Below are 21,989 nucleotides of genomic sequence, written 5' to 3'. Positions count from 1 at the left end.
GGCTGTACAGCGCAACAGCACAAAATGTGTGCAAGATTTGTCTTGGCTGGCGGAGTCTTCTAAAGCAGCCCAAACAGGCAAGGCCTCAGCCCAGCGGGGCCACTATGCCGGGGAGGAAACAGATGAGTGACCAGATACGGAGTTGGGGTAAGACGCACGCATGATGAATAGTCAGGTTAAGGCGCTGTTTGTCCGTGTCTTTCGCAATACCGGGTATATTCTGGGGGGGCGTGGGTTTTGCGCGGCTCTATCACTTATAACCACAGCAGTTTCCGCACGTGCATTGGGCTTGCAGGATTATGGTGTTCTGCTGCTTATCAATTCTTTTGTTCTCTCCTGTTCGGCTGGGTTGCGGTTTCAATCTTGGCAACCTTTGCTGCAATACGGCAGTAGCTTGTACCGTAAGGGAGACAGGCATCCGTTTCAGATGCTCTTACGCCATTGCATGCTGCTGGATGGCGTAGGCGCTGTGGCAGGTATGGGCGTTGCCTTGCTGCTGTGTGAATGGTTCGGAAATCTTTTAGGTTGGGGAGATGCGTCTTCCGCCACACCGTTTTGGTACATGACAGTTATTCTGTTCATGAACACAGGCGGCGCTATGGGCGTGATGCGGTTGCTGGATCGGTACGAACTCTCTGTGCTGGCAGATAGTGGAAGCGGGCTGATCCGTTTGGTGGGCAGCCTTGCGGGGCTGTTTTGGCACTGGTCTTTCACCAGTTTTTTGGTGATCTGGTATTTCTCAACTGTTGCATCATTTTTTATTAATTACGGAATGGGCGCGTATCTGCTTTTGCGCTCAGATGGGTTGCAAAATTTCCGTATATTTGGCGTGCCGTGGGTAAGCCCTATCAAGGGTATCTGGCGCTTTATTTTTTCTGTCAGCATCAATCAGGCGCTTGCGCGGCTTTCTTCGCGCTTAACGGTAATGATTGTAGGTGCCGTTCTTGGCCCGCAGAGTGCTGCCATTTATAATGTAACGTGGCAGATTTCTGATGGTCTGGCGCGCCCGGCCCAGATGATGACACCAGCTTTGTATCCAGAACTGGTGGCCTTGAAAGATAAGAGAGACTGGGCATCTATCCGGCAGGTAACGCATCGTATCTTGCAAGTGCTTGGTGTGTTCTCGGCAGCGGTGCTGGCGATTGTGTTTGTGTTGGGGCCTTGGCTGTTGCATGTGCTGCTGACTGTGCCGTGGTCTGGCACCCGCACACTTCTGCTGCTGATGACATTAACTGCCATTCTGGACTTGTGGGATGTGCCGCTAGAACCTTTGTTGGTTTCTCTTAATCGTGCCCATCAGATTTTGCTGGGGCGGTTGTTTACAATGTGCGTAACACTGCCCTTGCTGTATTTCCTAACTTCTGGGTTAGGGATGACCGGAGCCGGTCTGGCAACATTAATAGGCGAGTTGGTAATCTTCCTAACCCGGCTTGTGCCTTACCTGTTGATGAGCCGAAAGCAGGATTTTGGAAGAGGCAATGGCTAAGGCAGCGCCAGTTTCTGATACATGTGAGGTGTGGATACTGGATACACATCGTGCCGGTGAAATGGCGCAGTGCAGGGCTTTGGCGGATATGCTTGGATTGCCGTGCCAGATTATTCCACTTCAGGCAGATTTTAGCTTACCAGAGCAGATTCCGGATACTCGAAACCTTCGGTTAATTCTGTCTTTTGGTAATGCAGTGCAGGCTGCCTTGGCGTTGCGAACCCGCTGTAAAAACACGCCAGCCATTGTGCAATTAGGGCGGCCAAGCCATGTGCCCGCAGCAGATTTGGATCTGATAATTATTCTGCCGCAGGATGATTATCCGACAGCTTCCAATGTATTGCGTTTAAGATTTCCCTTAAATGGTGCGGATAAAGGCCAGAGATTTATCCCGCAAGCAAATCCAGCTACACGGCATGGCGGTACGGTTGTTTTGTATGGTGCGCCCTCAAAGCAGTTTTTTCTGGATAAGCAGGATACATATAAACTTCTAAGTTTCAGCCATAAACTGGCACAGGCACACCATGAACCATTGCATGTACTTACCAGCCCAAGAACTCCTGTAGAGGCTGAAGGTTGGCTGGAGGATATAAGCAAAACCATTCCAATGCAGATTTATATGTTCCGAAAAGGCGTTAACCCTTTCCGGAGGTTTTTGCAGGAGGCCAGCAGGTTTGTTGTAACTGGAGATAGTGCATCCATGTTGGCAGATGCGTGCCGTACGGGGGCGCCTGTATGGCTGTTTCCATTACGGGCTAAGCAAAGCCTCATGGCGCGGTTGCAAGCCAGTGTAGATTGGCTGGGGTTACACACTATCCGCAACAGGCTCGTGCGTTCTGGTTGGTTGGGAAGTGGGACATGCTTTGATAAGTGGCATACCACTCTGGCCGAGCAGAATTATATCCATTTGGTGACACCACAGGTTTCTTCTCGGGCATTGATGTGGCAGCCAAATGCATTGCGGCGGGATGATGATATGCAAAAATGTTATGAGAGCATCATGAAACTGCCTTTGTTTATTGCCAGATAAGCCGCGGCATTAGATATGCTGGGGAGTGTGGCAATGTTTGCCACGTTTATGGTTTCTGCCATTGGGAAGTCTGTTTCGGCTGACGACTTATAACGGCATTTCACAACGGGCAGACATGTGCATGCACGATAATCTTGAACGGAATGAGCAGGCAGTTCTGCAAGGAACATGCGCAGCCATTGTTACGTATGGTGACCGTGTCCATTTTCTAAAACAGGTTTTGGAAGGTGTTTTTAGCGCCGGTGCCGGGCATGCCGTTGTTGTAGATAATGGCACGGCAGAAAGTGTGGCGGCAGAAATTGCCAGATTGCCAGAAATATTCGGAGCAGATCGGCTTACCATTATTCGCCTGCAAACCAATACGGGTTCAGCCGGTGGTTTTCATGCGGCTATTCAGGCAGCGGCTTTGCGTGAAAGCACGCAGCACATATGGGTGCTGGATGATGATAACAGGCCTGAGCCAGATTCCCTGAAAGCTCTTTCCAAAGCATGGATAAGTATGGGGGCAAGTAAGCAGGTATGTCTCAGTAGTTTTAGGGAAGATAAAACAACATATAAGAAGCTTTTTAAAACCTGTAAGTTTCACGGAATTACAAAAAACTCATTTTTCGGTTTTTCCATGCAAACTTTGCTGCGGAAACAAAAAGCAAAGGTTTGGCAGAAAGATGGGCTGAAATGCCTGCAAATGCAGATGTCAGCTTATGGTGGTTTCTGGTTTCATAAAAGCTGGATTCAAAAAGTTGGTCTGCCGGATGCACGGCTTTTTCTTTATTTTGATGATTACGACTTTACCCTGCGGATTACAGAAAACGGAGGGCAAATTTGGGCGTGCCAGAACAGTGTTCTCAAAGATCTGGAACTATCATGGCAGGTCAATGATTCCGTATTGCAACACTGGCTGCGTGAAGAAGAAAACTTTTCCCGCACTTATTTCTCTATTCGTAATCGTGTTTATATTGAAAGAAAATTTGTAAAAAATAAGTATATTTATGATGCAAATATTATTCTATATTTTATATCAAAGATTATTTTTAAAAATAGGCAGAGTGTTTACTATCATTTCCGGCATCCGCACTTGGTGTGCAGAAGGTGGAAGCTGATTACACAGGCTATAAAAGCCGGTAAGGCTGCAGATTTTCAAACACTCCCTCCGGCGGTTTGAAAGAAATGTTTGCTAAGCTGTTTAACGCGGTTTTAAAGAATTTTCTTTCTGTAAGGCTAAGCAAAGCCTGATACTTTAATCACGTCTGTTTAACCCCAGCGCAACAATAGAATGCGCCGGGGTTTTTGCGTCTTAAGCGCCCGGTTTTACTGGGTCTTTCAACGTTACAATAAAGGGCACATGGTCAGATGGGCGCTGCATTGCGCGTTCATTTTTATCAGGTTCAGCCGTTTGCAGACGTTCTGCAAGGCGAGGGGAAAGCAGCATGTGGTCAATCCGCAGCCCGCAATCTCGCTCCCATGCGCGGGCCTGATAATCCCAGAATGTATAAGCTGCGCCTGTTGGATGCACTGCCCGCAAAGCATCTGTCAGCCCCAGCCAGAGTAAGCGACGATACGCAGCCCGGCTTTGTGGGCGCACAAGCGCATCTTCTGGGCCAAGGGCTCCGGGGGCGCAATCTATAGGGGCAGGACAGATGTTGTAGTCACCCGCCAATACAAAATCTGTTTCTTCAGCCAGCAAAAGGCGTGCGCGCGCTGTTAAGGCGTTTAGGAACTCAAGCTTGGTGGCATAGCCCTGTTCTCCACCTGAATTGCCATTGGGCAGATACAAATTGCCCAGCACAATATGTTGGGTGCGCACTTCCACATACCGTGCTGCCGGATCTGAAAAGCCGGGGAGGTGATCTGTGGTGACGCTAAAATCTCCACGCACAAGAGTAGCAACCCCATTGTAGGATTTCTGCCCTACTACGGCGCAGCCATACCCAGCATCCTCAAAGGCAGCTTTGGGGAATAGATCCGTCTCGCACTTGATTTCCTGCAGCATCAGCACGTCTGGCTGTTCGCGCTTCAGCCAATCCAATACCAGATCCAGGCGTTGACGGACGGAGTTTACATTCCAAGTCGCAAGTTTCATGCTACGGAAAAGCTTGTGCCACAGCCGCAGGAAGATGCTGCATTAGGGTTGTTTACCGCAAAATGCGCGCCCATCAGCTTGTCTGCAAAATCAAGCTCTGCGCCAGACAGCAAATCCATACTGGCCGGATCAACCACAACCAACGCACCGTTTTTTTCTATGCGCGTATCATCGGCCGCAATATCAGCCGCGGGAATAAGCGTGAAAAGATACTGAAAGCCGTTACATCCCCCGGCTTCTACAGAGACACGCATGGCAACCGGTGCTGGAGTTTCTGGGGTGGCAGTTGCCTGCTTTTTGGCAATTACACTGGCAATGCGATTTGCCGCAGATTCCGAAACGGAAAAGGGTGTTGGCTGGGTCATCCTTCTTAAATAGCTTGCGCGCCCTCTGGTTTGAAGGGGCAAGATGCCAAGAATAGTCAACTTTGGCGGAATATTCTAAACTCCTATAAGTTTCATCCGGATTGGATACCGGCAACAGGCTGGTGGACCGTGCTGCAAAGGAAACCGCAGGAGTGCCAGACACGACAGAATGCAGGGATCTGATGCCCTATGCTGTTCAGCCAGGAGAAGGCCGGGCGCGCCGCCTTTATGATGAGCCAGAATCTCTCACACGTTCACCGTGGCAGCGTGATCGGGATAGAGTAATCCATTCTTCGGGCTTTCGTCGCCTGCAATATAAAACGCAGGTGTTTGTGAACCATGAGGGAGACTTCTTCCGCACGCGTCTGACACATTCCTTGGAAGTGGCGCAGGTGGCCCGCTCCATGGCTCGGTTTCTGAAGCTGGATGAAGATCTAACAGAAGCCGTCGCTCTGGCGCATGATCTGGGGCACACGCCCTTTGGGCATGCGGGGGAAGATGCGCTGGCTGCCCATATGCAGGAATGGGGTGGGTTCGACCATAACACACAGGCCCTCCGGCAGGTGATGCTGAAGGAACGCCGGTATCTGGCATTTGATGGGTTGAACCTGACATGGGAAACACTGGAAGGGTTGGCCAAGCATAATGGGCCAGTTAAACGCCCGCCTGCACGATTGCTGGAATTAGATGCACTGTTTCCGCTGGAACTTTCTACATACGCCTCTGCCGAGGCGCAGGTGGCGGCACTGGCGGATGATATTGCCTATCATGGGCATGATCTGGACGATGGCGTAAAATCAGGCCTGCTCTCGCTGGATGATCTGGTAGATGTGCCCGTAGTGGGGGAAGAACTGTTTGAAGTGCGGAAGGCTGCGGCTGATCTGCCTTCTCACGATACACGCACTTTACAGCGTATCCGTCATGAAATGGTGCGTCGTGTTATTCATAAACTGGTGACGGATGTGTTGATCTGCACGCGCGAACGCTTGCAGGATCTGGCCCCTCGGCATGTGGAGGATATACGCGCAGCATCCGGCCCAGTTGTGGCCTTTCATGAGCAGATGGCCCAAGCCAATAAAGGTATCCGTAAGTTTCTGTTTGCCCACCTGTATCGCCATTGGCGCGTGAACCGGATGACGCACAAGGCCCGGCACGTTACGGCAGAACTTTTTGATACGCTTACGGAGTCGCCATCCCTTCTGCCGGCTGAATGGCAGCGTGAGGCAGAGGGAAAAGATGCCACAGGGTTACGGCGTGTGGTGGCGGATTATGTGGCTTCCATGACAGATCGCTACGCCATGGAAGAACATAGACGGTTGACGGACCTGTCTGTTGCAGGCTGATAAACGCGCTTTCAGCGCTTTCTTACTATTACGGGGTTAAGTGTTTTATGTCTGACTGTGTGTTTCAGCGTTATCGCCAACATGTTCTGGCCATTGTGCAGGAACTGCTGCCCAATGTGCCGGAAGAAACGCTGGCCCGCGTGGAACTGACCCCAACGCGAGACCCCGCGCACGGAGATATGGCAACCAATGCCGCTCTCCTGCTGGCTAAGGTGGCACGCCGCAAACCATCAGATATTGCGGCTGATCTGGTAGCTGCCCTGCAAAAGGTGGATGGTGTTGCCTCTGTAGCCGCAGCCGGGCCGGGCTTTGTGAACATTACGCTTAAGCCCGATGTCATGCGTAGTGTTCTGCCTGCAGTGTTGCGTGTGGGTGAAGCCTATGGGGCATCTCAGGCAGGCAAAGGCTTACGGGTGAATGTGGAGTATGTTTCCGCCAACCCAACAGGGCCTATGCATGTAGGCCATTGCCGTGGGGCTGTGGTGGGGGATGCCCTTGCCAACCTTATGGCCAAGGCAGGCTTTGCCGTTACCAAGGAATTTTACATTAATGATGCCGGTGCACAGGTAAAAGCGCTGGCATGGGCAGCTTACTGGCGCTACCTGCAAGCCCTTGGCACCAAAATGACGCAGGATGATTTTTCTGCGCTGGCTCCCGGTGGCCTGCAATATCAAGGTGAATATCTTATTCCCGTAGGTATGGAGCTGGCGGCAGAATACGGGAACAAGCTGACAGAAACCGATGCAGATGGTGCGCCCTTGCCAGCGCCGGAAGCCACATGGCTGGAAACAGTGCGTGGTTTTGCCGTGGCGCATATGCTCACGGCTATCAAGGAGGATCTGGCAGCCCTTGGTGTGCACCACGATGTGTTTACGTCAGAAGCCGAAGTGTTGCGCCGTGGTGTAACAGATGCAGCCATCAGCAAACTGGAACAGCAGGGCCTGCTATATGAAGGCGTGCTGGAGCCCCCCAAAGGCAAGTTGCCGGAAGATTGGGAAGAGCGTGAGCAGCTTTTGTTCCGTTCCACTCAGTTTGGGGATGATGTAGATCGTCCACTGCGCAAGTCTGATGGCACCAATACCTATTTTGCGAATGATATTGGCTACCATGCAGATAAGGTAGCCCGTGGTGCGCAGATGATGATTGACGTATGGGGGGCCGATCACGGTGGTTACGTCAAACGCATGAAGGCCGCCGTTAAGGCGATTACGGGTGATACGGTGCCGCTTGAAGTGGTGCTGTGCCAGATTGTGCATATTCTGCGTGATGGACAGCCCGTTAAAATGTCCAAACGGGCAGGCACGTTTGTTACTCTGCGTGATCTGATTGATGAAGTCGGGCGTGATGCGGTGCGCTTTACCATGCTTACCCGCAAGAGCGATGCCCAGATGGAGTTCGATCTTGATCTGGTGGTGGCGCAGCAGCGTGATAACCCGGTGTTTTATGTGCAGTACGCCCACGCCCGTTGTCGCTCCGTGTTGCGCGCCGCTGCAGAAGCCGCTGCATATGGTGATACGGATGAGGCAGCTCTTGCTTCAGCATCGCTCGAATCTCTGACATCCGATGCCGAAATGGCGCTTATTCGCCGTTTGGCAGAATGGCCGCGTATGGTGGAAGCCGCAGCGCTTGCGCGCGAACCCCATCGTGTGGCCTTCTACCTTGCAGATGTGGCGGGTGATTTTCATGCCTTATGGAATCGTGGCCGGGATGATGCTTCTTTGCGCTTCCTTCAGCCTGATGCCGTAGAGGCAACCCGTGCGCGTCTTGCCCTTGTTGCAGCTACGGCGGTGGTTATCCGCTCTGGTCTTGCAGTCATGGGTGTGGAACCCGTGGAGGAAATGCGCTGATGAGTGATGAAGACCGCCCTAAATTTTCAGCGGATGACAGGATCAGTCGTGCGCGTGAGCGTATGAGCATGGATTATGAAGATCCGGCACCAACACGGCCAACGGCTGTAGGTGGCCGCCCAACCGAAAACGTGCTGACCCGCTTTTTAAGCAGTGATACGGGTACGCGGCGGCTGGTTTACGGGGCTGCTGGTCTGGGCGGTTTACTGGTGTTGGGGATTGGTGGCTGGGCGCTAATGGGGCACCATCAGCATGGTATCGCCATTATGGGGCCGCCACCGGTTTCCATGCGCACAAAGCCGGTTGATCCGGGTGGGATGCAGCTTGATTCTGTTGCCATGCCCGATGAGGAGGGTGACCCAAAAGCACACCCTGTTCCGGCCCCAGAAAAACCTAATCCAGAAGCCTTGGCTGCCCAATATGGCGCACAGGGTGGAAGTGATTCTGCGAAGCCGGAGGGGGCACCCGTTCCGGCTACAGGAGCAGAAGGAGCAGGTGCTGGGCAGGCAGCAGATCAACAGGCTGCTGCGGCACCTCCGGCAGACGCACCAAGCACCTCTGCGCAGGAAGAAACCGAAGCTTCTACCAGCGGAGAGGAAGGGGATACGGCGGCTGCGCAATCGGTTGCCAATAACCCGAAACCCAAGCCAGCCGCGCCTGTTCCGGCCAAGGATACTGCTGCAGCAAGTAAAGCCGCACCGGCTGATACAAAAACATCAACTGTGCCACATGGCGGTGTAGAAGGTGGAAAGTATCAGGTGCAGTTGGCTGCGGTGCAGAACGAAGATGAAGCACGTAAGGAATGGTCACGTCTGAAATCGCGTTACCCCACCTTGTTTGGAGAGAGCACCCCTTCCTTTGTGCGGACGGAGCAGAATAACGCTACGTTCTATCGCTTGCGCGTAAAGGGCTTTGCTTCTGTGGCAACTGCGCGTGAATTCTGCTCTGCGGTGCGCGAACGCGGCATGGCCTGCATGGTAGTGCGGCAGTAAGCTGCAACTGGTTTGGCAGAATGGAAGCAGGACACACGCAGGCAGATGTTGAAAGTGCGCTAAGCCCAGTAGAGGCTTCTGGCGTACTGCCTGCTCATGTTGATACGCAGGCAGAGCAGGCACCACGTGTGCCGCTGTTGCGGTTGGAGGGATTTGAAGGTCCTATGGACCTTCTACTTGATCTGGCTCGGGCGCAAAAGGTTGATCTGGCCCGTATTTCCATTCTGCAACTTGTAGAACAATATCTTGCCGTTGTGGAAAATGCCCGCCGGGTTCGGCTGGAATTGGCCGCAGACTGGCTGGTTATGGCAGCATGGTTGGCGTGGCTTAAATCCCGCCTGTTGCTGCCTCCGGATGATGAACTTGCTGTAGAGGGTGAAGAAGCCGCAGAACTGTTGCAGGAGCGGCTGATAGAACTTGCCTGTATGGGTGAGCTGGCCCGCTGGTTGGATGATAGGCCCAGATTGGGGCGGGATGTATTCGCCCGTGGCGTGGCAGAAGATCTGGTAGAAATAGACCGTTCTGGTCTGGCGCTAGATATGCCGCAGCTTATGCGGGCCTATATGGCGGCTATGCGGCGTAATGCGCGCAAGAGAATTTATGCTCCACGCACTTTACGGTTCTGGACTGTGCAGGATGCCTTAAGCAGGCTGACACGTCTGCTAGGTGAAACACCACCGGGCTGGAGCAGTCTGGATGCTTTTTTGCCAGATGTTTTGCCAGAACAGGCAGAAGGAGCAGATGCGGTGCGCCAACGGCGCGCTGCTGTGGCGGGTACACTTATTGCGGGGCTGGAATTGGCAAAAAGTGGAAGGCTGGAATTGCGGCAGGAAGAGGTTTTTGGACAGATCATGCTACGCCCGCATGAAGAAATACATGAGTCCGAGCATGATAGTGCTGAAAACATACTTCCAGCAGAAGAAGCACAAACTTCATGATCACTGACATGGTGGATAAACCTGCTTCTGAAAGTGAAGGAGCCATTAAAGTGGTTCAGCCTGAAAACACTATGGTTTCAGAAGAGGCTTTGCGTCTGGCTGAAGCGCTTATTTTTGCTTCTACCGAACCTGTAAGTGCGCGCCGGTTGGCGGAGTTGCTGGAATTGCGTCAGCTTGTGCCAGATGGGGTGGATAATCTGGCAACGTTTGTAACGGCTGTTTTGCAAGCCCTTGTGCAGCGTTATGAAGGCCGCGGTGTAATGCCTGTTGAAATAGCCGGAGGATGGCAGTTTCGGACAGCGCCAGATCTGGCACCAGCCCTTACGCGTGTATTGGAGCGGCCGCGCCGTTTTTCACGTGCAGTTATGGAAACACTGGCCATTATTGCTTACCACCAGCCCTGTACACGCGTACAGATAGAAGAAATACGCGGTGTCAGCCTTGGGCAGAATGTGCTGGATACGTTGATAGAATCTGCGCTTATTATGCCTAAAGGGCGCAAGGAAGTGCCGGGGCGGCCGGTGCTGTGGGGCACCACGCAGGATTTTTTACGTCACTTTAGCTTACGTTCCTTGGCGGATCTGCCGCGTAGGGAGGAACTGTTGGTGGAAGTGCCCGAAAACGCGGGAGCAATGGGGCGGCCTCAAACCGAAATTACGTTTGCAAAGGGCGAGGAAGAAGCCGCAGACCAAACGGAACATACGCCCGATACGTCAGATGCTGATGCCGTGCCGGATAGTGAGCTACAGGCGGAGGCTGATCCAGTTGAAGGCGCTGAAAATACAGATGCGCAGGCAGAGAAAACGCCAGAGGTTGCGGAAGAAAGCGTAAAACCGCGTGTTCCCGCGCCAGAAGGCTCGTGATAGATACTCTGCATCTGGTTGCGCGGGCGTTTTTGTTTTTCCCGTGCGGTGCGTGCAGCAACGGAACTGCCCATGTTTGATTTTGCCTGGTCTGAAATCGCGCTAATTGGCGCCGTGGCTCTGGTCGTGATCGGCCCGAAGGATTTGCCCGTGGCCATTCGTGGGCTGGCTGGGGCTGTAAAAAAGGCACGTAAACTGGCCGGAGAGTTCCAGTCTCACGTTGATGAGATGGTGCGTGAAGCAGATCTGACAGAAGTGCGCGATCAAGTCCGAGACCTCAAAAACCTCAATGTACGTAATCGGATCATGAAGGCCATTGATTCGGATGGTACGTTAAGCAGTTCTTTCGCACCTCCGCCACAAATTGCTGAACAGCATATTCCTGCGGGCCCTCGTGCATTGGACATGCCAGCTTCCAGCACACAAAGCACAACCAATGTTTCTGCTTATGTGCCCAGTACATATGAACCAGCCGTAACAGATGAAGATATTGCCAGTGCCCCGCCAGAATTGCCGCCCAATATTGTGCGCCGCATTTTGAAGGAGCAGGAACGCTTGCATCCACCCGCATTTTTGCCACCAGTGCGCGTCATGCACGGTGGGCGCAGTGTGGCGCCGGGTGAAAGATTGGGGCGTGTATCTGGCCCAAGTAGACCGGCATGGCAGCAGGATATGGATATGCAGCCAGAGCAGCCAAAAGAGGCTGAGCCAGAACAGCAAGTGGTGGATCATCAACCATGAACGAGAATGAAACCGTGGGGGAAGATCCTATTCACGATCAGCCAATGCCGTTGATCGAACATCTGCTGGAATTGCGCCGCCGTTTATTGTGGGCGGGAGCGGCTTTTATTCTGTGTTTTGCGCTGTGTTACCACTACGCGGGTGATATCTATCTGTTTCTGGCGCGCCCATTGGGTGAAATTATGCGCCAGCAGGGTGAGCAGCCGCATCTTATTTATACGGCGCTGTATGAGGCATTTTTTACCTATATCCGTGTAGCGTTTTTTGGGGCGGCGTTCCTCTCTTTTCCCGTTGTGGCCATGCAGGCATGGATTTTTATAGCCCCCGGCCTTTACCGATCGGAAAAACGCGCTTTTGCACCTTTTTTAATTGCAACGCCCATTCTGTTTCTGGTTGGGGCCTCTTTGGCCTATTACTTCATTTTTCCTATCGCGTGGCGTTTCTTCCTGTCGTTCCAAACAGCAGGCGCTGGGCATGATGGGGTGCAGATTGAACTGCAAGCCAAGGTTTCCGAATACCTTTCTCTGGTTATGAAGCTGATCATGGCCTTTGGTGTGGCGTTTGAATTGCCGGTGGTGCTTACACTTCTGGCGCGTGTGGGCATTGTTACGGCGGATATGCTGCGCCGTTTCCGCCGCTATGCCATTGTAGGTGCCTTTGTTATTGCCGCTATTCTGATGCCGCCAGATGTCATTACCCAGATCGGTCTGGCCGTGCCCTTGGTCTTACTTTACGAAATTTCCATTATCTGCGCGCGCTTGGTTGAACCTAAGTTTAAGGCGAGCCAAGCGGAAGATACGTCCAACACCCAGCAGGAGGTTCCCTAACCCATGCATGATATTCGCGCCCTGCGGGCTGATCCCGCTGCTTTTGATGCTGATCTTGCCCGCCGCGGGATTGAGCCGGTTTCGGCTCGGCTGCTGGCATGGGATGAAGAACGCCGCCAAGCACAAACTGTGTTGCAGGAAAAGCAGGGCCGCCGGAAAGCGCTGGCGCGTGAAATTGGCACATTAAAGCGGAGTGGTGGCGATAGCAGTGATCTGGAGGCCGAAGGTTTGGCCTTGCGCGCAGAAATGGAAGCGCTGGAAGAACAGGTCAATACTCTGGGGCGTGAAAGCACAGCCCTTCTGGCCAACCTGCCAAACCGTTTGGATGCCACCGTGCCAGAAGGCCCGGATGAAAGCGCAAACGTGGTGCAGCATGAATGGGGCACAAAGCCTGCCTTTACGTTTACACCCAAGCAGCATTTTGAACTGGGTGAAACGTTGAAGCAGATGGATTTTGCAACAGCCGCCAAGCTTTCCGGCTCACGTTTTGTGGTGCTGCGTGGTGGTATTGCCCGTCTGGCACGTGCCCTAGGCCAGTTTATGCTGGATCTGCATGTAACAGAGCATGGATATACGGAAACGCAGGTGCCCGTCATGGTGAATGATGATGCCATGTACGGAACAGACAAACTGCCAAAATTTGCAGATCAATCCTTTCGCACGGAAGATGGCCGCTGGCTTATTCCCACAGCAGAGGTGCCGCTTACGGCTTCTGTTTCTGGGGATATTTTGGAAGCTTCGGCACTGCCACTGCGTATGACAGCGCTAAGCCAATGCTTTCGGAGCGAGGCAGGAGCCGCCGGGCGCGATGTGCGCGGGATGCTCCGTCAGCATCAGTTTGAAAAAGTGGAAATGGTTTCCGTAACCACGCCAGAAGAAAGTGATGCCGAGCATGAGCGTATGACGCGCTGTGCAGAAAAAGTTCTGGAAAAGCTGAATATCCCATATCGCCGTATGCTGCTATGCGCTGGAGATACCGGGTTTGGCGCAGCAAAAACCTTTGATCTGGAAGCATGGCTGCCGGGGCAAGATGCTTGGCGGGAAATTTCTTCATGCTCCAATACGCGGGATTTTCAGGCCCGGCGCATGAACGCCCGTTATCGCCCACAGGCAGGGGCCGCACCTGCTTTTGTGCATACGCTGAATGGTTCTGGCCTTGCTGTAGGCCGCACCCTTATTGCGGTAATGGAAAACTATCAGAACGAAGATGGCTCTGTGACCGTGCCGGATGTTCTGCGCCCATATATGGGGGGCACTGAAAAAATCAGTTAAGGGCAAGGCTTAGATACAATGGTTTCCAAACCCTCCTTATACTTGGCAATTGCCATTGTATCTGAAGTGATCGGCACATCCTTGCTCACAGCCTCGCACGGGTTTGCGCGCTGGGGATACGCTATTGCCAGCTTGGCAGCGTATGGGTGTGCCTTTTATTTTCTGTCCATTCCGCTCAAAACTATTCCAACAGGCATTGTTTATGCCATCTGGAGCGGGGTTGGCATTGTGCTTGTTTCTGCTATTGGCGCTTTGTTTTTCAAGCAGATGCTGGATACACCAGCCCTTATTGGCATTGGCCTGATTATGGCCGGGGTGCTGGTGATCAATGTGTTTTCAGGTTCCATACAACATTAACGTGCGGAACTGATGGTTTTAATAACCAACCCCGGTGTGAGCACCTGTGGCAGTGTTACGGGTGTTCCGTTAGCTGGAATGAACAGGTAAAAAGGCACGCCATCGCGCCCATGCTGGCGTAGGAAAGCCGTAATAGCGGCATCATGTGTCGTCCAGTCTCCGCGCAACAGGGTGACATTCTGGGTTTTGAAGGCTTCGCGCACTTCCGGCACATCTAACGCCACGCGCTCGTTTACCAAACAGGTAATGCACCAGGCAGCCGTCATATCTACAAACACATTTTTTCCGCTGGCATGTAGGGTTTGTAGCTTAGTGGCGGAAAAAGCTTCTACGCCTTCAGGCAAGGGCATGCCTTGTGCGGAAGAAGGTGGCGCAGTTTGTTGCCGTAATATGGGCAGCATGGATAATGCGCCAAGCAATGCCAATAAAGCCAAGCCGTGCAGGGCAAAGCGTTTGCGATTAGATAATGTGTTCTGGTGTGTTTGGGCCAAACCATAAACCCATGCAGCCAAACCTAAAAGCACCATGCCGGACCCAAGCAACACAACTATGGAAGCACCACCTTCCAGCGTGGCAACCCATAGCAACCACACGCAGGATGCCAACAGAGGGAATGCCAGAAACTGGCGCAAATAAACCATCCATGCGCCGGGGCGGGGCAACATTCTGGCGCAGGAAGGGTAAGTTGCAATCAACAGATAAGGCAGCGCCAACCCCAACCCGAGTGCGGCAAATACGGTAAGCCCGGCAATTGGGGGGCCAGAAAGTGCCCCCGCAATAGCCACGCCCATAAAAGGGGCGGTGCAAGGTGAGGCCACAACAACAGCAAGCACGCCTGTTAAAATATCATTCCACAAGCTGTGGCGCGTATGTGGCGTGCTGCTGATAGAAACGGCAGAAAAAGAAAATACGCCCAGAAGATTCAGGGCCATGGCAAAAAGGAGCCAACAGATCATCCCCACAAAAAGAGGGGATTGAAACTGAAAGCCCCAGCCCGTTGCCGCACCTGTCAGGCGTGCTGCCATCATGATTGCGCCCAGAAGGGTAAAACTGCCAATAACCCCAACTGCATAACAGGATGCGCTCAGGATCTGTTCTCGCCTTGCGGCGTGGCCTAGCCGGGTGATTGCCAAAGCCTTCATGGCCAGAATGGGAAAGACACATGGCATCAGGTTAAGGATAAGGCCGCCTATAAAGGCAAACAGCATTTGCTGTATAAAGCTGGGGGAAGCAGCGAGCGTATTTTCTGGTGTATCAGTTAATGCACCGGGGCTGGCATTTATTTGCAGCGCGCGTTCTGTGCCCGCTTTGTCCTTCAAAACCACAATGCCAGCTAAGGACCGCAGGGCAGAAAAATCCGCAGTCGGTTTAAGGTGCAGTGTGACAGAGCCGTTGTGAATAGTGGGTTTTTGTTCGGCGGCTTCGGCAATTTTTCCTTGCTGCTCTGGCATGAACCACGCATCGGATACGGATGTGGGGCTCAGATCCTTGCCAGTCAGCTGTAAAATACCATTGGAGGAAAAGGTTGCTGTGTAAGGTGAGGGCACAGCCGAGTGCTGTGAGGTTTGCTCAAATAAAGGCGCTTGAGCGGAGGGCGTTGGAGAGCCTTTATTCAGCGTAAGCGCAAGATCAGCTTCCTCTGGCACGCAGACGTGCTCGCACACCAGCCAGTTTGCATGCGCCTTAATGTTTATTTTGTCTGATTTCTGGTCTGCGGTCTGAAGGGGGAGGTCCAGAGGCAGAATAACATCGCCTGTATAGGCGTAAGACATTAACGAAGAATCGGGAATGCGCTGAGGCACCGGCCAATGAATGGTTTGCGTGCTGCCTTGCAGCGCGCCATCAGCATTTATGGTGATAGTTGGCGGATCTCCCGCATCTCCCGGATTTTGCCAGTAGGTGTGCCAGCCGTTTTGAAGCTGAAGCCGCAAGGCAATATGTAAGGGAGCACTGGCATCAGCGGTATCAGATGCTGTTATCAGGCTTGCTATGCTATGGCCGGTTTTAATCTGTGGGCTTTCCGCTGCGATTGCTGAAGCATTGGAAAAAACACACGCCATCATCAAAATGACTACAGAGCCAGCCCGCCAGCCTGTAAAGCTACGCCTGTTCCGCCTTGCCTGCATCCAGGCAAGAGAATGAGATAGGCCAGAAGCAGTAAGACGTGGGAAGGGCATAACAGGCAAACTCATGGTGCATTCTGCGATAAGGAGCGCGCAGCATAGGCCAAACTTGCCTGTAATTGTAACCTGCTGTTGGTGAAAGCAAAGGATGCAGAAAAAGCAGTTAGTGTTCTGCCTCTCCTTCGGCATCTGGCTGCAGTACAAACAGGCGTGAACAATAGGGGCATACAGTTTGATGTCCGCCAATTTTCAGCCATACGCGGGGGTGTCCAAGTTCGCTTAAGCCGCCATCGCAGGCAATTTTGCGTTTGTCCACCATAATGGTTTCAACATGCCCCAGTTTGGGGTGTGGCACAGGGTTGGCAGGCTGTATCAACATAGGTGTGGTATCCCCTTTTTGCTATGATGCCTAAATGAAAGACATGTGCAGGCTGTGTGCATGATAGCTGTGTGGGCTGTGGTTTTGCACCTTTCTTATCTTCCCATGCGCGTGAGCAAGTATGGTCGCTATTGCTGCGCATTACTGGTTGTGTTTTTGAGTATGACAGGATGCAGCATGAAACTTCCTGATCCCCCCAAGCCTCCACCACGCTTTGCGGCAGCCGCCCGGTTGGTTCCGCCTGACCGTATGTTTACTCTGTCGGATGGTGCAGCTCTTCCTGCGCGCGTATGGCAGGCGCAAGGGCAAGCTCGTGGCATATTGCTTGCGCTGCATGGGTTTAATGATAGCCGTGATGCATGGGAGCAACCTGCGCCATTTTTTGCCGGGCAGGGTATAACCGTGGTGGCCCCAGACCAACGCGGGTTTGGAGAAGCCCCAAACCGTGGAGAATGGGCAGGTTCAGACCGCATGGTGCAGGATGTGCGGGAGGAAATAGCCATTCTTCAGCAAGAAAACCCGCAAATACCGCTCTATCTTACGGGCGAAAGCATGGGAGGCGCTATTCTCATGCTTTTGATGTCTGGCGCGGATGCACCATCTGTTGCAGGCACATTGCTGTTGGCACCCGCTGTGTGGAATCTGGGCCTTGGGGCCGATATTCCACTGGATGTTCTGGCAACGCTTTTTCCGCACCATTTGGTAACAGGGCGGGAACTGCCCGTGCACGTGGTGGCAAGTGATAATCCGGCAGCTCTTTTGCGCCTGTATTTTGACCCGCTTACTCTGCGAGCCACCCAGCTTGAGGCTTTACGTGGGTTGGTAAGCTTGATGAAACAGGCAGCCACAGCAGCACCGCAAATTAAAGGGCAGTTGCTTTGTGTGTATGGAGATAAAGACCAACTCGTGCCTTCCAAGGCAATGGCTAAAGTATGGGAAACTCTGCCCAAAGGCACACGGTTGGACCTGATTTCCGGCGGGCATCATTTGTTGCTGCGCGACAAAAACGGAAAACAGGTGATGCAGGACATGCTGACCTGGATAACGCAGCCAGACAGCTTTTTACCATCAGGTGGAGATGTAGCCGCCAGTGCATGGCAGGCACAAAACCCGGCAAAGACAGAGGGAAAGTGGTTTCCGGCCTCATGGTTGGATGGTTTGGCGCGTTAAATCCATCCAGACAGAATGACAAAGCCAGAATAAGAAAAAATCTATCTACAGGAAGTTATCAGGATAATGCAGATAGAGGCTTGGCAAATACCCCCGAATTGCGTTAGGGAAGGCGCACGGACCCGTAGCTCAGCTGGATAGAGCGTTGCCCTCCGAAGGCAAAGGTCGCGCGTTCGAATCGCGCCGGGTCCACCATCCTTTGAAATTATTGGCGATTTTCTGCGGTATTCTGCAAAAGTTAGACACTTTTGTGGTTTCGGTTAGACAGTGTGCCTTATTTTTTGCGTCGGTAATGGTCTTTTGCATCTTCTAACAAGCTACGCAGGCTTGCGCGCGGGGAAGCAATAAACCCGATAAAACCCAAAAATACGGTAATACCCGCGCCACTCCCCAAGTTGGCTCCTGTTTGAGAGGAAGATGCGCGTTGGGTTACCCGATCTGTGTTTGGTGTGTCGTTTTTAGGTTTGGGCATACGGCGCATTCTCTCGGGCAGTAAGTGTCTCAGCACCAAATATGTAAGACCGTGAACAGGGCTGAAAAACCATTATTTCATGGGGGCAGCCAGAACATGCAGATATGTGCATATTTTTTCTATGAGCGCTTGGTCTGGAGCAGAAGGAATGACATCTTCCTGTTTCAATCTATTTAGAAGATCCTGAGTTTGTTGCATGCGCATAGAGCTGCCAGACGCCCAGATGCGAAGGATTTTTTTGAGTTCGGTTTTTAAGGCCGCGGGAAGCGTTTTGTCTTTCACTGTATCCCGTAGAAAAATCAGATACAGGCCTTTCACCATGTATAAGATTTGTTCCTGAATATACTGCTCCGTCTTTCGCTGAGGGAGAGCTTTGGAGGTATTGATAATTCTCACAAGGCTTTCGGCATTTCTGGAAAGCCAGATATGGGGTTGGGTTTTATCACCCGTACGTGCCAGATGGTTCAGGCTTTTTTCAATCCATCGGCGTGTGCGGCGCATGTGGGAATCAAGCCGGAAGGGAAAGATAATCAGAAAAGTCCACCGGGTGAACAACACAGCGCCCAGAAACGCTAGGGTGGTATTGAAAAAAGATTGTTCATCAAATCGTCCCTGATTGGCAGGGCCTAGCAGCACTGGTAGGAACATGTTGAATGAAAAAGCATATCCTGCTGTTTGTGTGTGGCGCGCGGCCAGTCCACCAATAATCATTGGAATAAACAGTAGCAGGACCAGAAGTTCTGGTGCCGTTATGGCGGGAATAACAAGTAACGCGTACAAAGCTGCAATTAACCCGCACCATAAAGCACCCTTGAAAAAAGGAGCAGCCGCTAAAAGCGGATTTTCACGCGTAGCCAGCAAGCCATATACGAGCGAAACAAAAGAAAAAAACGTAGGGCCTGCGGGCCATGCGGTTACTTCCCAAACAAGCCAAGCCCCAAGAATACCCAAGCAGGCCCGGATACCGTTATCCATTGCCTCTACGGCATGTCTGCGAGATTGCAACCTGAAGCGGAAATGATCTCCTGATTTTGGGTACATACAGGCCTGAATGTGCTGGCGAATTGCGGCTTCATCAGCCTGCATGGTGTGGTTTGTTGGTGTGAGTTGATGTGTTAGGGCAAGGCCATATCCGCGGGCCAGCATGGTAATCATGCCTGCAAAAGCAGCGCGTGCGTGATCTGCGGCATGAGAATGTGGGCCCATTTCCAGCGCATCATATTCTGCACGCGCATTGGCACTGAGAAGTGCAGATAATGCAGGCTCCAGTGTGATGGCGCGAGGGCGATGGATAAGTGAAGCAATACCTTGGTTTGTGCTGAGCAGGGTTGTGCTCAGGCGCTCTAAAAGGCGTTTTTGCGCGTGTTCCTGCAAGCCCGGCATAAACAACACGGCCAAAGTGGCCTCACACACAATTCCCAAGATAATGTAGGAGCTACGGGCCATGGCGATATCAAAGATATTGTCTGGCTGCATAATGGCGCCAGATGCCACAATGGCCGAAGTAAAGCTGGTAACCAGCAAGCCATAGGCACGGTAACCGGTGCCAAAAGTTGCCAATCCGCAGCACACGCCAATCCACAGTGCAAGACTGCAAAAAAACAGGCCGGGTTCTTGGGGAAATGCTGCAATCAATACAAAAGCGGCGCAGCAGCCAATAAGCGTGCCAACAATACGCCACCGTGCTTTTGAAAGACTTTCCCCGCGGGAGGAAAGAGCCACCACCCATACAGTCAGTGGTGCCCATTGGGGGCTGTCTAGCTCCATCCACATGGCAATTAGCAACGAGAGGCAGGCCGCACTCGCGGTACGGAGTGCGAACAGAACATCTGGCACGCTAGGTGCCAGCAGCCACGCTAAAGCTGATTTGTTAAAAGGTTGCCCTATAGCGGCGGTAAGTGTGCGCATAACGTTTCCTGCAGGTCGGAAAACGCACGCTGCCGGATACAAAAACAGCCGTCCAAGTGTTTGTTGTAATTATATCATAAGTAATATTTATGATGAAAACACAACAAATTCAGTGAACATTTTAGATAGAGTAAGAGTGGTGAAAATCCAACTTCTGTAAAATTTCCCAGGCGCGCATGGATAGGGTGGGCATAATAGTTTGTTGCAAGCGCACAACGCCGACATCAGGGGTGGGCAGATTTTCTAACAAACGTGTTTGTAATATGCTGCTCCGTTCAGGAAGAGCCGCCACCGGCAAGATTGTTGCAAGGCGGCTGGCAAGTACTTCTGTATGCAAGAGTTCCATAGCATTTGTTTCTAGCATGATATGGGGTCTTATGCCCGCTTCACGAAACGCGGCATCTATAAATTGCCGACTACGCATCTGTGGGTTGAGAAGCCCCAAAGGCAACCGGCTGATTGCTTCCCATGAACAATGGCGCGTGTGAGGCAGTGCTATGCCCTCGCCAGCAGCTAATACGTGCTGTTCTTGATAGAGGGCGTGCGTATCAAAAGGTCCTTCTGGGGGGATCTGATCCAGATACATCAGGCCAAGTTGGATCTGGTGTTCTCTGAGTTGGTGTAAAATTTCGGCGTTGGAACAAACCGTGATGCTTACATGTAAAGCCGGAATGGCGGCTCTCAGGCTCTCTATCAGTAATGGTATAACCTGCATGGTGGGGGGCATAATGCCAATAGCTATGGAACCACCGGCGACATCCTGAGCAAAGGCAGCCTCTTGGCGCAAATTCGTTAAGTCTGAAACCGTTTGGCGTGCCCATGCCAGAACACGTTGGCCTTCTTCCGTCAGACCATTAAAGCGCCTGTTCCGATTTATAATGGTAATTCCCAGTTCGCTTTCTAACTGGCGTATCCCGGCAGAAAGCGCGGGTTGAGAAACACCGCAATGCTCTGCCGCGCGTGAAAAATGGCGATATTTGTCTAGGGCAATCAAATAAGAAAGCTGGCGTAAAAACATGGTTTGAAATGAACCTAATGAATGCTCAAGAAAGTAAAGTGCGTGCGAGTGGGATAACGGTGTCCTTTGTAAATGGCGCCAAAGGCAGATCATCCGCAAAACCAAAAGGGTTAATCCATATAATTTGCTCTATCTCAGCTGCGGGTGAAACCATTTCTGTCTGAATAGGTAATTGGAATAGTTCGGCTTCAATAATGTGGTCGGGTTCATTGGCTGCTGGAGCACGAAAGCGGCCAATATGGTTGTGTACAGAAACAGAAACTGTCAGCGATATTTCTTCCTGTAGCTCGCGCTCCAGTGTTTGTTCTGGTGTTTCGTGCGTTTCACGCTTGCCTCCGGGTTGCATAAAAAAGTGTGTTCCCTGTTTCCGAACCAACAGAATGTTTTTGGCAGGGGAAACGAGCAAGGCAGTCGAAAGATAGATTGTTCGAGGAGAGGAAGGCATAAAAATTTCTCCTGCAAAATAGGGAATAAAGCGTGTGTAACCTGAAATCAGGTGCGCCGTTAGGGCAGAAAATTCAGTTTATTTAAAAGTGCTACAGAAAGGTAATCTCACGGTAACCTAGGAAAACTGCCATTTTTGAGGCTGTAGTCGTTCTGCGAGGAATCGGTTTTTCATAAGGATATTGTTTATTTTCAGCTAGTTACATTTTTTTTGGGGATGGGTGTTGACGACGTATGTTTATGGGGTGTAGAAGCTGCTTCACCGAGACGGAGTGGTCTTGGCGGGTTTAGGAAGATCTGCTAGGTTATTCGGCTCTTTTGGTCTTTGACAAGA

The 21,989-nt window shown here is 52.0% G+C and carries 21 protein-coding genes and 1 tRNA gene; 14 read left to right on the top strand and 8 right to left on the bottom strand.

Going from position 1 to position 21,989, the window contains the following annotated elements:
* Nucleotides 1–160: 160 nt before the first annotated feature.
* From ACP7IZ_RS08215 to ACP7IZ_RS08205, 3 genes are all read left to right on the top strand, one after another.
* Complete coding sequence (locus tag ACP7IZ_RS08215) at nt 161–1,486, top strand: lipopolysaccharide biosynthesis protein (protein WP_426848681.1); 1,326 nt, start codon at nt 161–163, stop codon at nt 1,484–1,486.
* Nucleotides 1,479–2,516 carry an ELM1/GtrOC1 family putative glycosyltransferase gene (locus tag ACP7IZ_RS08210; protein WP_426848680.1) on the top strand — a complete coding sequence of 346 codons (1,038 nt, stop codon included), beginning with the start codon at nt 1,479–1,481 and terminating at the stop codon, nt 2,514–2,516. Before ACP7IZ_RS08215 ends, ACP7IZ_RS08210 begins: the two co-directional genes overlap by 8 nt.
* 121 nt (nt 2,517–2,637) lie before the next feature.
* Nucleotides 2,638–3,678, top strand: coding sequence for a glycosyltransferase (locus tag ACP7IZ_RS08205; RefSeq protein ID WP_426848679.1), 1,041 nt, complete (start codon nt 2,638–2,640; stop codon nt 3,676–3,678).
* A gap of 132 nt (nt 3,679–3,810) precedes the next feature.
* Here ACP7IZ_RS08205 and xth read toward each other — a convergent pair whose 3' ends face one another.
* On the bottom strand, nt 3,811–4,596 hold the full coding sequence (gene xth / locus ACP7IZ_RS08200; RefSeq protein WP_426848678.1) for an exodeoxyribonuclease III: 786 nt from the start codon (nt 4,594–4,596) through the stop codon (nt 3,811–3,813).
* A complete protein-coding gene (locus tag ACP7IZ_RS08195) occupies nt 4,593–4,961 on the bottom strand; it encodes a HesB/IscA family protein (RefSeq protein WP_063354509.1) in 369 nt (122 codons plus the stop codon). Before ACP7IZ_RS08195 ends, xth begins: the two co-directional genes overlap by 4 nt.
* A 122-nt stretch (nt 4,962–5,083) precedes the next feature.
* Here ACP7IZ_RS08195 and ACP7IZ_RS08190 point away from each other — a divergent pair, with 122 nt between their 5' ends.
* The 9 genes from ACP7IZ_RS08190 (at nt 5,084) to ACP7IZ_RS08150 (ending at nt 14,141) form a co-directional block, all read left to right on the top strand.
* Nucleotides 5,084–6,304 (top strand): deoxyguanosinetriphosphate triphosphohydrolase, encoded by a 1,221-nt coding sequence (locus ACP7IZ_RS08190; RefSeq protein WP_426848677.1) that lies wholly within the window; start codon nt 5,084–5,086, stop codon nt 6,302–6,304.
* A gap of 47 nt (nt 6,305–6,351) precedes the next feature.
* Nucleotides 6,352–8,151: an arginine--tRNA ligase gene (argS, locus tag ACP7IZ_RS08185; protein WP_426848675.1), complete on the top strand. Its 1,800-nt coding sequence runs from the start codon at nt 6,352–6,354 to the stop codon at nt 8,149–8,151.
* Complete coding sequence (locus tag ACP7IZ_RS08180; RefSeq protein WP_426848673.1) at nt 8,151–9,143, top strand: SPOR domain-containing protein; 993 nt, start codon at nt 8,151–8,153, stop codon at nt 9,141–9,143. Before argS ends, ACP7IZ_RS08180 begins: the two co-directional genes overlap by 1 nt.
* A 20-nt stretch (nt 9,144–9,163) precedes the next feature.
* On the top strand, nt 9,164–10,081 hold the full coding sequence (locus ACP7IZ_RS08175; RefSeq protein ID WP_426848672.1) for a segregation and condensation protein A: 918 nt from the start codon (nt 9,164–9,166) through the stop codon (nt 10,079–10,081).
* Nucleotides 10,078–10,944: an SMC-Scp complex subunit ScpB gene (scpB, locus tag ACP7IZ_RS08170; protein WP_426848670.1), complete on the top strand. Its 867-nt coding sequence runs from the start codon at nt 10,078–10,080 to the stop codon at nt 10,942–10,944. The genes ACP7IZ_RS08175 and scpB overlap by 4 nt, the downstream gene beginning before the upstream one ends.
* A 72-nt stretch (nt 10,945–11,016) precedes the next feature.
* Complete coding sequence (gene tatB, locus ACP7IZ_RS08165) at nt 11,017–11,685, top strand: Sec-independent protein translocase protein TatB (protein ID WP_426848669.1); 669 nt, start codon at nt 11,017–11,019, stop codon at nt 11,683–11,685.
* On the top strand, nt 11,682–12,512 hold the full coding sequence (tatC, locus tag ACP7IZ_RS08160; RefSeq protein ID WP_089179480.1) for a twin-arginine translocase subunit TatC: 831 nt from the start codon (nt 11,682–11,684) through the stop codon (nt 12,510–12,512). Before tatB ends, tatC begins: the two co-directional genes overlap by 4 nt.
* Before the next feature lie 3 nt (nt 12,513–12,515).
* The gene (gene serS / locus ACP7IZ_RS08155) at nt 12,516–13,784 is read left to right on the top strand and encodes a serine--tRNA ligase (RefSeq protein ID WP_426848667.1); all 1,269 of its coding nucleotides are present in this window, start codon (nt 12,516–12,518) and stop codon (nt 13,782–13,784) included.
* 18 nt (nt 13,785–13,802) lie between these two features.
* Nucleotides 13,803–14,141 carry a DMT family transporter gene (locus tag ACP7IZ_RS08150; protein WP_426848665.1) on the top strand — a complete coding sequence of 113 codons (339 nt, stop codon included), beginning with the start codon at nt 13,803–13,805 and terminating at the stop codon, nt 14,139–14,141.
* Here the strand turns inward: ACP7IZ_RS08150 and ACP7IZ_RS08145 are convergent.
* Together ACP7IZ_RS08145 and ACP7IZ_RS08140 are read right to left on the bottom strand one after the other, a co-directional pair.
* On the bottom strand, nt 14,138–16,333 hold the full coding sequence (locus tag ACP7IZ_RS08145; protein WP_426848664.1) for a protein-disulfide reductase DsbD family protein: 2,196 nt from the start codon (nt 16,331–16,333) through the stop codon (nt 14,138–14,140). The two genes, ACP7IZ_RS08150 and ACP7IZ_RS08145, sit on opposite strands and share 4 nt — an antisense overlap.
* 94 nt (nt 16,334–16,427) lie before the next feature.
* Complete coding sequence (locus ACP7IZ_RS08140; RefSeq protein ID WP_426848663.1) at nt 16,428–16,643, bottom strand: zinc-finger domain-containing protein; 216 nt, start codon at nt 16,641–16,643, stop codon at nt 16,428–16,430.
* Between the two features lie 60 nt (nt 16,644–16,703).
* Here ACP7IZ_RS08140 and ACP7IZ_RS08135 point away from each other — a divergent pair, with 60 nt between their 5' ends.
* On the top strand, nt 16,704–17,813 hold the full coding sequence (locus ACP7IZ_RS08135; RefSeq protein ID WP_426848662.1) for an alpha/beta fold hydrolase: 1,110 nt from the start codon (nt 16,704–16,706) through the stop codon (nt 17,811–17,813).
* A gap of 118 nt (nt 17,814–17,931) precedes the next feature.
* A tRNA-Arg gene (locus ACP7IZ_RS08130) sits at nt 17,932–18,008 on the top strand.
* A 79-nt stretch (nt 18,009–18,087) separates the two neighbouring features.
* Here ACP7IZ_RS08130 and ACP7IZ_RS08125 read toward each other — a convergent pair.
* The 4 genes from ACP7IZ_RS08125 to ACP7IZ_RS08110 all read right to left on the bottom strand — a co-directional run bounded on the left by ACP7IZ_RS08125 (nt 18,088) and on the right by ACP7IZ_RS08110 (nt 21,656).
* Complete coding sequence (locus tag ACP7IZ_RS08125) at nt 18,088–18,294, bottom strand: hypothetical protein (RefSeq protein ID WP_426848661.1); 207 nt, start codon at nt 18,292–18,294, stop codon at nt 18,088–18,090.
* 63 nt (nt 18,295–18,357) lie between these two features.
* Nucleotides 18,358–20,193, bottom strand: coding sequence for an FUSC family protein (locus tag ACP7IZ_RS08120; RefSeq protein ID WP_426848660.1), 1,836 nt, complete (start codon nt 20,191–20,193; stop codon nt 18,358–18,360).
* A 121-nt stretch (nt 20,194–20,314) separates the two neighbouring features.
* A complete protein-coding gene (locus ACP7IZ_RS08115) occupies nt 20,315–21,211 on the bottom strand; it encodes a LysR substrate-binding domain-containing protein (RefSeq protein ID WP_426848659.1) in 897 nt (298 codons plus the stop codon).
* A gap of 25 nt (nt 21,212–21,236) precedes the next feature.
* On the bottom strand, nt 21,237–21,656 hold the full coding sequence (locus ACP7IZ_RS08110; RefSeq protein WP_426848658.1) for an NUDIX hydrolase: 420 nt from the start codon (nt 21,654–21,656) through the stop codon (nt 21,237–21,239).
* Nucleotides 21,657–21,989: the final 333 nt, after the last annotated feature.

Source organism: Acetobacter sp. AAB5 (genome assembly GCF_050106715.1).
GTDB classification, from domain to species: Bacteria; Pseudomonadota; Alphaproteobacteria; order Acetobacterales; family Acetobacteraceae; genus Acetobacter; species Acetobacter oryzifermentans.
The sequence above is the reverse complement of the archived record's forward strand: the minus strand, read 5'-3'. Positions and strand labels throughout refer to the sequence as shown.